Origin of the sequence: Cupriavidus basilensis OR16 (assembly GCF_000243095.1) — a bacterium.
In the GTDB taxonomy this organism is placed as follows: domain Bacteria; phylum Pseudomonadota; class Gammaproteobacteria; order Burkholderiales; family Burkholderiaceae; genus Cupriavidus; species Cupriavidus basilensis_D.
Window position 1 is genome coordinate 1 of the sequence record NZ_AHJE01000365.1, and the last position, 277, is coordinate 277.

Sequence of the window (277 nt, forward strand, 5' to 3'; positions counted from 1 at the left end):
GTTGCTGCCGCGCGACCGGCTGGCGTTGCTGCTGGACCCGGCGCGCCGTTTATCGAGCTAGCGTCGCTGGCGGGCCTGGGGCTGGACAACCCCGACCTGGACAAGAGCGTGCCCGGCGGCGGCCTGATTGCCGGCATCGGCTTTGTGTCGGGCCTGCGCTGCATGATCAGCGCCTCGGATTCGGGCATCAACGCTGGCGCCTTGCAGCCCAAGGGGCTGGACAAGCAACTGCGGGTGCAGGAGATCGCGCTTGAAAACAAGCTGCCATACGTGCAAC

General features: G+C 67.1%; 1 pseudogene. It reads left to right on the forward strand.

The window, feature by feature from the left end:
• Positions 1–277: pseudogene (locus tag OR16_RS39160) on the forward strand (carboxyl transferase domain-containing protein); the annotation flags it as partial.